8 protein-coding genes and 1 pseudogene are annotated in these 11,119 nt (G+C 69.9%); 5 read left to right on the forward strand and 4 right to left on the reverse strand.

Going from position 1 to position 11,119, the window contains the following annotated elements:
- The 4 genes and pseudogenes from ACWDX9_RS52900 to ACWDX9_RS52915 all read left to right on the forward strand — a co-directional run.
- Positions 1–345: pseudogene (locus tag ACWDX9_RS52900) on the forward strand (alkaline phosphatase family protein); the annotation flags it as partial.
- Entirely contained in the window at positions 342–1,487 is a 1,146-nt protein-coding gene (locus tag ACWDX9_RS52905) for an ROK family protein (RefSeq protein WP_449969587.1), read from the forward strand. The pseudogene ACWDX9_RS52900 and the gene ACWDX9_RS52905, both read left to right, overlap by 4 nt.
- A gap of 200 nt (positions 1,488–1,687) precedes the next feature.
- A complete protein-coding gene (locus tag ACWDX9_RS52910) occupies positions 1,688–3,001 on the forward strand; it encodes a ricin-type beta-trefoil lectin domain protein (RefSeq protein WP_449969590.1) in 1,314 nt (437 codons plus the stop codon).
- Positions 3,001–5,133 (forward strand): RICIN domain-containing protein, encoded by a 2,133-nt coding sequence (locus ACWDX9_RS52915; protein WP_449969592.1) that lies wholly within the window; start codon positions 3,001–3,003, stop codon positions 5,131–5,133. Before ACWDX9_RS52910 ends, ACWDX9_RS52915 begins: the two co-directional genes overlap by 1 nt.
- Positions 5,134–5,185: 52 nt before the next feature.
- Here the strand turns inward: ACWDX9_RS52915 and ACWDX9_RS52920 are convergent, their stop codons facing one another.
- Positions 5,186–6,127, reverse strand: a complete 942-nt coding sequence (locus ACWDX9_RS52920) for an esterase/lipase family protein (protein ID WP_449969595.1) — start codon at positions 6,125–6,127, stop codon at positions 5,186–5,188.
- A 238-nt stretch (positions 6,128–6,365) separates the two neighbouring features.
- Positions 6,366–7,322: an SDR family oxidoreductase gene (locus ACWDX9_RS52925; RefSeq protein ID WP_449969598.1), complete on the reverse strand. Its 957-nt coding sequence runs from the start codon at positions 7,320–7,322 to the stop codon at positions 6,366–6,368.
- Positions 7,323–7,513: 191 nt separating this feature from the next.
- Between ACWDX9_RS52925 and ACWDX9_RS52930 the strand changes: the two genes are divergently transcribed.
- Positions 7,514–8,353 carry a helix-turn-helix transcriptional regulator gene (locus tag ACWDX9_RS52930; protein ID WP_449969601.1) on the forward strand — a complete coding sequence of 280 codons (840 nt, stop codon included), beginning with the start codon at positions 7,514–7,516 and terminating at the stop codon, positions 8,351–8,353.
- Between the two features lie 124 nt (positions 8,354–8,477).
- Here ACWDX9_RS52930 and ACWDX9_RS52935 read toward each other — a convergent pair whose 3' ends face one another.
- Positions 8,478–10,232 (reverse strand): non-ribosomal peptide synthetase, encoded by a 1,755-nt coding sequence (locus ACWDX9_RS52935; RefSeq protein WP_449969603.1) that lies wholly within the window; start codon positions 10,230–10,232, stop codon positions 8,478–8,480.
- A gap of 19 nt (positions 10,233–10,251) precedes the next feature.
- Positions 10,252–10,983, reverse strand: coding sequence for a thioesterase II family protein (locus ACWDX9_RS52940; RefSeq protein WP_350737293.1), 732 nt, complete (start codon positions 10,981–10,983; stop codon positions 10,252–10,254).
- Positions 10,984–11,119 lie beyond the last annotated feature (136 nt).

Here is an 11,119-nt window from a genome sequence, read left to right on the forward strand (position 1 = left end):
TACTGGCTCTCCGACGACCGCGCCCCCGATTTCGCCAGGCTCGTGGACATCCACCGCAAACCCGGCTACGACCCCGCCGAGCTGTTCATGAACCCAAGTGACCCGTTCGTCAAGCTCCGCGCCGCCGCCGCGCTGGCCAAGAAGAAGCTGGGCTTCCGCTACACGATGCCGGTGGTGCCACTCGACCCGGCACCGGTCCGGGGCAGCCACGGCCGGCTGCCCGACAGCCCCGACGACGGCCCGCTGATCATCGGCCCCTTCGATCGCGACCGCTACGAGGCGACCGAGGTCAAGGAGCTGCTGGCCGGCCTGGTGAGGAAGGGGAGCCTAGACTTCACCCTATGATCCGGCCGCAGCGGGGAACGTCGCGTGACGTGCGGCGTACCAACAGGGCCGTGCTGCTGCGCACGCTCTTCTTCGACGGCGAGCGCAGCAGGTTCGAGCTCGCCCAGGCGACCGGCCTGAGCCCCGCCACGGTGAGCAACGTCGTCACCGGCCTGCTGTCCGACGGGATCGTCGTCGAGGTGGGCAGGGTCGAGTCGGACGGCGGCCGGCCGCGCGTCCAGCTCCGCGTCAACGCCCACCACGCCTACGCGGTCGGCGTCGAGGTGGGGGAGACCCGCGTCGGGGTGGAGCTGTTCGACCTGTCCATGACGCCACGGGCCAAGGCCGAGACCCCGCTGCGCCCAGGACGGCACGCTCCCGACCTGGTGGCCGGCCACATCCGCGAAGGCGTCGCCGCCGTGATCGCGCAGGCGGGGGTTGAGCCCGGCCGGGTCCTCGGCGTCGGCGTCGGCGTCCCCGGCATGGTGCGGGGCTCGGTCGTCGACTCGCCGACGTTCGGCTGGAGCGGGGTACGGCTGGCCGACATGCTCCCCGGCCTGCCCGTGTTCGTCGACAACGGCGCCATGACGCTGGGCCTGGCCGAGCACTGGTTCGGCGCGGGACGGGGCAGCGACTACATGATCATGGTGTTGATCGGCAGCGGGGTCGGCGCCTGCATCATCACCGGCGGCATCACCGTCCGCGGCGTGTCCGGTGGGGCGGGGGAGTGGGGCCATACCACGGTGATCGCCGACGGCCGCCCCTGCCGCTGCGGTGCGCGCGGTTGTCTGGAGGCCTACGTCGGCGCCGAGTCGGTCCTCGCCAGGGCGGGGATCGACCTGGCGGGCATCGAGGAGGAGAGCGCGTTCGCGGCGCTGCTGGCCGACCCGGGCGCGCGTCCCCTGTTCGACGAGGCCGTCGGCCACCTGGGCGCGGGGCTGGCGAGCCTGATCAACCTGCTCAATCCCGAGCGCATCGTGCTGGGCGGCTGGGCGGGCCTGCTGCTCGCCCGCGACCACCTGCCCGCGATCCTGACGGCCACGGAGCGCTCCGCGCTGCGCCATTCCTACGACCGCGTCGCGATCGGGGCCGCTCACCTGGGGTCGGAGGGCGTCAAGCTCGGCGCCGCCATCCTGGTGGTGGATCAGTTCCTGGGTGCCTGAGGGCTGCGTACGAAGTTGCCGTCAACCCTTAAATTAAGTATTGACGCTCCTGTAAGGTCACCGTAAGGTCACCATGAGGTCACGACCGTGGATTTCTCTTAGCCATGGTGTTCACCCACGCCGGCGGCACAGCCGCCGGCGTACACCCCCCACAGAAGGTGACACCCCCCATGAAAAGACGAGGAATCATCCTTGCCTCCGTGACGGCGTTAGCCGTGGCGGGCCTCGCTTCCCCGGCCTCGGCCGCCACCGGCCAGATCACCGGCTACGGCGGCAAGTGCGTCGACGTCGCCGGCGCCAACAGCGCCAACGGCACCCAGGTCCAGCTCTGGACCTGCAACGGCACCGCCGCCCAGTCGTGGACCACGCAGTCCGACGGCACGATCCGCGCACTCGGCAAGTGCCTGGACGTGGCGGGCGCGAGCAGCGCCGACGGCGCCAAGGTGCAGATCTACGACTGCAACGGCACCGCCGCGCAGCAGTGGACGGCCGCCTCCGACGGCACCCTGCGAGCGCTCGGCAAGTGCCTGGACGCCACCAACGTCAGCTCGGCCGACGGCACGCCCCTGCAGATCTGGAGCTGCGGCACCGGCGCCAACCAGAAGTGGACGCTGCCCTCCGGCGGCGGCACCCCCAATCCCGGCAAGCTGCCCGGCGCCCCGTACCTCTACATGGGGTGGGGGAGCCCGCCCAACCCGGGCACGGTCATGGACGCGACCGGCGTGAAGTCCTTCACGATGGCCTTCATCCTGTCCGGCGGCGGCTGCACGCCACGCTGGGACGGCTCGCGTGCGCTGACCGGCGGCGCCGACCAGCAGGCGATCAACACGATCAAGTCCAAGGGCGGCAGCGTCCAGATCTCCTTCGGCGGCTGGTCGGGCAACAAGCTCGGCCCCAACTGCGCCACGCCCGAGGCGTACGCGGGCGCCGTGCAGCAGGTCATCAACGCCGTGGGACCCGCGGCCGTCGACTTCGACATCGAGAACACCGACGAGTACGAGAACTACACCGTCCAGGACCGCATACTCAACGGCCTCAAGATCGTCAAGGCGAACAACCCGAACGTCAAGGTGGTCGTCACCTTCGGCACCTCCACCAGCGGCCCGGCCGGCGCGGGCACCCGGCTGATCAACCGGTCGAAGGAGCTCGGCGTCCCGATCGACAACTACACGATCATGCCGTTCGACTTCGGCGGCGGGTCCAACATGTACCAGAGCACGGTCAACGCGGCTGAAGGCCTGAAGAACGCCCTGAAGTCGGCGTTCGGCTGGTCGGACGCCACGGCGTACGCGCACATGGGCATCTCCGGCATGAACGGCCTGTCCGACCAGTCGGAGGTCACCTCGGTCGCCACCTGGACCCAGATCCGCGACTACGCCAACTCCCATGGCCTGACCAGGCTCGCCTTCTGGTCGGTCAACCGCGACCGCCCCTGCTCCGGAGGCCTGTCCGAGACCTGCAGCGGCGTCTCCCAGAACGCCTGGGACTTCACCCGGCTGACGGCGGGGTTCTGATGCGGGCCCTCGTCGTCCTCGTGCTGGTCGCGGCCGGGTTCGTCCTCATGCCGGTCGCGCAGGCGGCCGTCCCCACCGGCCTGACCACCGTGGTCGCCAAGCACAGCGGCAAGTGCGTCGACGCCCGCTCCGCCGCCACCGCCAACGGCACCGCCGTCCAGCAGTACGCGTGCAACGGCAGCGGCGCCCAGCTCTGGCAGTTCCAGGCCACCAGCGGCGGCTACTACCGGGTCAACAGCTCGCTCAACGCCGCGCAGGCCTGGGACGTGACCGGCGTCTCGACCGCCGACAGCGCGCCGGTCCAGCTGTGGGCCTACGGCGGCGGCAACAACCAGCAGTGGCTGCCGGTGGAGGAGTCCGGCGGCACGTACCACCTGGTCAACAGGAACAGCGGCAAGTGCCTCGACGTGTCGGGCGCCTCCACGGCCGACAGCGTGCAACTGCAGCAGTACACCTGCAACAGCACGGCGGCGCAGTCGTTCACCCTGTCGGGCGGTGGCGGCCCCGATCCCGACCTGGGGCCGAACGTGCGCGTCTTCGACCCGTCGATGCCCGCGTCCACCATCCAGTCGCAGCTCAACTCGGTGTTCGGCCAGCAGCAGTCCAACCAGTTCGGGTCCAACCGGTACGCGCTGCTGTTCAAGCCGGGCACCTACAACGTGGACGTCAACGTCGGCTTCTACACCCAGGTCCTCGGCCTGGGACAGACGCCGGACGCGGTGACCATCAACGGGGCCGTGCACGCCGAGGCCGACTGGTTCGGCGGCAACGCCACGCAGAACTTCTGGCGCTCCGCCGAGAACCTCTCGGTCACCCCGGCGGGCGGCACGGACCGGTGGGCGGTCTCGCAGGCGGCGCCGTACCGGCGCATGCATGTGCGCGGAAACCTGCAGTTGGACGACGGCGGCTGGTCGAGCGGCGGGTGGATCTCCGACTCGCGGATCGACGGTCAGGTCAGGTCCGGGTCGCAACAGCAGTGGATCTCCCGCAATTCGGCCTTCGGGTCCTGGAGCGGGTCGAACTGGAACATGACCTTCGTCGGGGTGTACGGCGCGCCGGGCAACACCTTCCCCAGCCCGCCGTACACGACGGTGGGGCAGGCGCCGGTGGTACGGGAGAAGCCGTTCCTCTACATCGACGCGGCGGGGGCCTACCAGGTGTTCGTGCCCGCGCTGAAGTCCAACTCCGCCGGGGTGTCGTGGCCGGGTGCGGGCACGTCGCTGCCGATCAGCCAGTTCTTCGTCGTCAAGCCGGGCAACACCGCCGGTGACATCAACGCGGCACTGGCCGCGGGCAAGAACCTGCTGGTCACGCCGGGCGTCTACCATCTGAACGACACGATCAGGGTCACCAGGGCCGACACCGTGGTGCTCGGTCTCGGGCTGGCGACGTTCGTACCCGACAACGGCATCACGGCGCTGACCGTCGCCGACGTGGACGGCGTCAAGGTCGCCGGGCTGCTGATCGACGCCGGGACCGTGAACTCGGCGACGCTCATGCAGGTCGGCCCGGCGGGCTCGGCGGCCTCACACGCGGCCAACCCCACCTCGCTGCACGACGTCTTCTTCCGCGTCGGCGGCGCCGGGGTGGGCAAGGCGTCACAGAGCCTGGTGATCAACAGCGACGACGTGATCGGTGATCACACCTGGATCTGGCGGGCCGACCACGGCAGCGGCGTCGGGTGGAACACCAACACGACCGTCAACGGGCTCGTCGTCAACGGCGACAACGTGACGTTCTACGGGCTGTTCGTCGAGCACTACCACCAGTACCAGGTCATCTGGAACGGCAACGGCGGGCGGACCTACTTCTTCCAGAACGAGATGCCCTACGACCCGCCCAACCAGGCGTCCTGGATGAACGGCTCCACCCGTGGCTGGGCCGCCTACAAGGTCGCCGCTTCGGTCACCTCGCACGAGGCCTGGGGGCTGGGCAGCTACTGCTACTTCAGCGCCAACCCCGGGGTGGTGGCCGACCGGGCCTTCGAAGTGCCGAACACGCCGGGGGTCCGCTTCCACCACATGGTGACGGTCTCCCTGGGCGGCACCGGAACCATCGCCCATGTCATCAATTCCACGGGAGGCCCGAGCAACTCCTCCACAAACGTCGCAAACCTCACCGAATACCCATAACCCACCGACGCGTCCTCCCCCTTCGCCGCAAGGGGGAGGACGCGTCCGCGCGTTACTGGGCCTGCTGGTCGTACAGGCCGTCCATCATCCGCAGGAGCGGCGCGGGGTACGAGCCCTCACCCTCGTCGCTGAACTCTCCCCCGTACGACGCCTGCCAGTCGCCGGTCGAGGTGTTCCGGATGGAGGTGTGGCTCAGCGTGCCGCCGTCGGCGTTCGAGCCGTAGAGTGCCCAATGGTGGGCAGTGCGCTTGTTGGTCGCCGAGTCGGAGCTGACCGTGTCGTCGTGCTTCGAGGCGAGGAAGGTGTAGTCCGTGCCCATCTGGGAGAGCGGCTGCTTTCCCAGCCAGCTGATGAAGCCGCTGCCCGGACGCATGTCGCTGCACTGCTCGTGGGTGATGGCGCACGCGGTCACCACCGCGCTGCCGATGCCCTGGTGCGGGGTGGCGAACGTGACCATGTCCTCGATGTACAGGAATGGGGGCCAGGCTCTGGGCCACACGGTCGCGCCCAGGTTGTTCGGATCGACCGTCAGCCCGCTCAGGTCGGGCGGCGGCTTGCCCACGCCGTACCGGTTGACGCCTTCGATGGCCGCCTTCGCGACCAGACCGCCCATGGAGTGCGTGACGACGTCGATCGCCACGTCCTTGCTGGAGTACAGGTAGTAGATGGTCCACGCGAACTGGCGGCCGACCTCCTGGATGCGCGTGTCGGTGGTCCCCTGGAGCCTGAGGTCGCAGTTGGTGGCCTTGTTGTAGTAACCGAAGGTGACGACGTCGCCCCAACCGTTGGCGTTCAGCACTTGCTTGGCGCTGTTCCATGCGCCGGAGCAGCTGATGTCGGCCTCACGGTCGAACCCGTGGACCATGACGGTGACCCGGTGTCCGTTGCCGCGCGCGGGCGCGGCTGACGCGGCGGGTGCGGTGGCGATCAGGGTGGCGGCGACTATGGCCCCGACCAAGGGCAGGGCAAAACGGGATCTGGCTAATCTGTGCATCCACGGTCTCCGTTTCCGTTGGGCCGGAGGCAGAGTAGCGCGCAGACGATCATTCTGTGAATGAGTTGAACCTTCGGCATTTCGCCGTTCATGCGGGCTCGCGACCGAGCGGGCGCGCGAGCCGGTCATTCGTGGATGCGGGCGCTTTCCCTCCTCGATGAGACGTGAGTGTCCACGCCGGCACCGATGACGGCCCACCAGGGGCTTTGCGGCCTGGCGGTGCGACGGGTGACAGAACTCATTGCACTCCCGTGTGGGCCGGGATGGCCGTCTTGGTCAGTTGCTCGGAGATCTCCCAGATGCGTAGGGCGTCGTCCGTGCTGCGCAGCGGGGAGTACATCCGGTGCTCGGCGGGCGGGCCGCCGAGGTTGCCGGGGCCGCTGGGCCCGTAGAGGGTGCCGGCTTTGGCGTCGGGGCCGGTCGCGGCCATGAGCGCGGGCAGTGTTGCCGTCTCGACCGTGCCGAGGAGGATGCCCCGGGCCGACAGCGCGCGGATCAGGCGGACCTGCGGGGTGTCCTGGCTACGGCCGAGCTCGGGACGAGCGGCCAGGAGGCTGGTGGGTGCCACCCCGGGGTGGGAGAGGTTGCTGGTGATGCCCCAACCGTGGGCCTTGCTGCGACGGTCCAGTTCGAGGCCGAACAGCCCGAACGCGATCTTGGACTGACTGTAGGCGCGCTGCCCGTGGTAGCCGCGTTCCCAGTTCAGGTCGTCCCAGTTGATGGCGCCCCGACGGGCGGCGATGCTGACCTGGGCTGTCACGCGTGCCCGTCCGGCACGGAGAAGGGGCAGCAGGTGCCCGACGAGGGCGAAGTGGCCCAGGTGGTTGGTGCCGAACTGCAGCTCGAACCCGTCGGCGGTCGTCTGCCGGTCGGGTGGGGTCATGACGCCGGCGTTGTTGATGAGGATGTGGATCGGGCGGCCCTCTCCTCGCAGGTCCTCGCCGAGGGCCGCGACGGAGTCGAGCGAGGACAGGTCGAGGCTGCGCAGTGAGACGTTCGCGCCGGGGACGGCCTGCCTGATCGTGGTGATCGCGGTCTCGCCCTTGCGCGGACTGCGGACGGGCATGATCACCTCCGCGCCGGCCGCGGCCAGTCGAGTGGCGATTCCCAGGCCCATCCCGTCGCTTGCTCCGGTGACGACGGCGCGTTTTCCGGACAGGTCGGGAACGGTGATGTCGATTCGTGTGCGTGGCATTGGTTCTGCTCCTTCATGTTGTCGTCGTGGGTTGACGTCGATCTTCGGCGGACGGCGGAGACCTATCCAGGACCTCCCGATCCCCGGCTCCCCGGGCCACCGTTCAGCTCGGGATGGGCGGATCGGCAGTCCGTGGTTACCTCTGCGCGCTGCTGGTAGAAACGAAGCCGGACCCGAGAAGAGGGAGCGTCGTGATCGATCGCACCGGGCTGGCGGAGTTCCTCCGGAATCGCCGGGAGGCTCTGCAACCCGAAGACGTCGGTCTCCCGCGCGGGCCGCGTCGCAGGACCAGCGGGCTACGGCGCGAGGAGGTCGCGTCCCTGTGCAACATGTCGACCGACTACTACGCCCGGCTCGAGCGGGAGCGCGGGCCGCAGCCGTCGAACCAGATGCTCGCCTCGATCGCCCAGGGGCTGCATCTGTCACTCGACGAGCGAGACCACCTGTTCCGCCTCGCCGGGCACAACCCGCCGACGAGGGGAGCATTCGGCGATCACATCAGCCCCGGCCTGCTGCGGGTTCTCGATCGGCTGAACGACACGCCCGCGGAGATCGTCACCGAACTCGGCGAGACCCTGCGGCAGACCCCGATGGGTGTCGCGCTCACCGGCGACACGACCCGATACACCGGGTCGGCCCGCAGCACGGGGTACCGGTGGTTCACCGACCCCGCCACCCGGCAGATCTACGCGCCGGAAGAGCATCCGTTTCTCACCCGGATGTTCGCCTCGGGGCTGCGTGAGATCGTTACCCTCCGTGGCCCCGGCTCCCGAGCCGCGCACCTCGCCGACCTGCTCCTGGCCTGCAGCGAGGAGTTCCGGCGGGTGTGGGGTGACCACGAGATCGGCATCCGCCCGCGCGAGGTCAAGCACTTCGTCCACCCCGAGGTCGGCGCCCTGGAGCTCACCTGCCAGAGGCTGGTCGACCCGGGCCAGGCTCACTCGCTGCTCGTCTACACCGCCATTCCCGGGAGCGAGAGCTACGAGAAGCTGCAGGTGCTGTCCGTCATCGGATCACAGACGCTTCGCTGACGCTGACGCTGACGCAGGCGCAGGCGCAGGCGCAGGCGCAGGCGCAGGCGCAGGCGCTGGGCTCGGGCTTGCGGCCTTGCCGGGGTGCGGGCCGGCTCGCGCACGGGCGGACCGGCGAGCACCATCAGGCGACGGAGGGTCTGGTCTGGTCGATGACCTTGGCGAGGTCCTCCACCACGCTGTTCTCGAAGACCACCTCAGGTGGAAGGTCGGTCTTGAGGTCGCGGCGGATGCGCATGCGGCCGCGAGCGGCGAGGAGGGAGTGGCCGCCGAGGCCGAAGAAGTCGTCGTGGACGCTGATCGACTCCACGCGGAGCAGTTCCTCCCAGAGCTGGACGAGGTAGCGCTCGGTGGCGGTGCGCGGAGGTTCGTAGGTGCGCCGCCGCCGGGAGCGGTCCTCGGCGGCCTCGCGCAGCCGTGCCCAGTCCCGTTTGCCATGCGCGTCCAGCGGCATGGAGTCCAGGACGACGAATTCGGCGGGGACGTAGGCGGCGGGCAGACGCTCGGTGAGGAAGGCGCGCACGCCGACGGGTGAGAACTCCTCGGCCACGGGGATGACGAAGGCGACCAGGCGCAGGTCGCCGGGCTCTCCCACTGCCGTCACCGCGACCTCGCCCACGTGCGGGTGCTGGTAGAAGGTGCGTTCGATCTCGGCGGGCTCGACCCGGTGGCCGGAGATCTTGACCTGGCTGTCGACGCGGCCGAGGTATTCGAGGGCTCCGTCGGCGCCGGTACGCACCAGGTCCCCGGTGGCGTACATGCGGGTGCCGTTCGCGGCGAACGGGTCGGCGACGAAGCGTTGCGCCGTGTGTCCGGGCTGGTCCAGGTAGCCGCGTCCGACGGCGGCGCCGCCGACGTACAGCTCACCGGTGGAGGCGGGGGCGAGCTGATCGTCCAGGACGTACAGACGCGCTGACGCGGTCGAACGGCCGATGGGGACCCGGGTGCAGTCGTCGGGCAGCTCCTGGACCCGCTGGGCGGTGCAGGCCACGGTGGCCTCGGTCGGGCCGTACAGGTTGAGCAGGTCCCCGGAGAAGCCTCCGGCCCGCAGCTCGCGGCAGGTCTCGGCGAGCAGCACGTCGCCGCCCGAGCACAGGACCCGCAGGGAGGCGAACGCCTCGCGGTCGTGGCGGGCGACCTGGTTGAGCGCGATGGCGGGAGCCAGCATCGCGGTGACGCGGTGCCGCCGGAGTTGCCGCCGCAGGTCGGCGCCGATGAGGTCGGCGAAGGCGGGCATCACGACCAGGTCCGCGGCGCCGGCCATGCTACGCAGCAGTTCGAAGGTGAAGGTGTCGAAGGACAGGTTCGACGCCTGCGCCATCCGGTCGCCGGGGCCGACCGTGGGGAGGGCGGTGTCCGTGGCGAAGGCGACCATGTGGCGGTGTTCCAGCACGACGCCTTTGGGCTGACCGGTGGATCCGGAGGTGAACAGGACACAGGCCGCGCTCTGCGGGGCGACATGTGCCGCCGGACCCGAAGCGGGGGGCAGGACGCGCCAGTCCAGCTCGGCCACCTCCACGGGCAGACCGGCCGGCCGCCTGGTCGTGCCGGGATCGGTGAGCAGCAGGCGCAGGCGGCCGGCCTTCACCATCTGCTCGCGCCGCAACCTGGGATAGCTGACGTCGATCGGCACGTACGCCGCTCCCGCGCGCAGCACGCCGAGCACCGTCACCACGGCGCCGACGCCGCGCGGCAGGTGGACGCCGATCCGGTCCTCCTCCCGCACGCCGAGCCTGACCAGTTCGTGCGCGACGGCGTCCGCCCGCTCGGCCAGTTCCGCGTAGCTGAGGCTGGTCTCTTCGTCGCTGACGGCGGGCAGGTCCGGATGGGTTCCGACGGTTCTGGCGAGAAGCTCGGGAATCGTCGCGGGTGCAGACACGGCGCTCATCCTCTTCGCATCAGTAGTCGAGATCTTCCTCGATGACCTTCCTGAGCCCGGTGGCACCGGCCAGGAAGTTCAGCGGATCCCCGGGAAGCAGGTGGACGCGTGTCTCGCCGTACTCCTGCCACTCGGCCAGGTCGTCCGGTCCCACGTCGAGGTCGTCCGCCCAGCCGATGGCGCTGATCGGCACCCCGATCGCCTTGGCCGGCGGCGCGTAGTCCAGGCACATCCGCACGTCCTGCCGCAGGACCCGCACCGACAACGACACCAGCTCGTCCGGGATGGCCCCGTCGCCGAGGTCTCCGGCGACGCGCCGGAGCTCCGCGGCGATGCGGTGGTCGGACATCCACGGGTGGTAGTAGCCGTAGAAACCCCGGCTCGGCGTCAGGGACGCCGAGACGAACAGCCGCTCGGGCGCCCGGACGCCGATCTCCATGGCGCGGGTGGCGAACGCGTGCGCGAGCAGCGCGCCCATGCAGTGGCCGATGAGCGCGTACGGCCGCGCCAGGTAGGGCAGGAGCGCCTCGACGGCGTCCTTGGCGAACGTCTCGAAGTCGCGGTACGGATCTTCCTTGATCCGGTACTCCCGGCCGGGAAGCTGCACGGGATGGACCTCGGCCTCCCCGATCCGCCCGGGCCAGCGCCGCAGCGAGGACGCGCCGGATCCGGCGTACGGGAAGGCGAACAGCAGCGGCCCGTCTCCGGCCGACGGCTCCTGCAGCAGCCAGCGCGTGGATGGTCGGCGCACATGCCCTCCAGAAGTCTCGACTGCCGACTGACGCTAGCCGGGAGGACTGGTTCGACCAGTACGGGCGGTCCTACGACGCGGTGGGCAGCGGTCTCACCTCGGAGTTCTTCGAGCGGAGCTGGCCGAGCCTGCAGGG

Source organism: Nonomuraea sp. NPDC003201 (assembly GCF_053590415.1).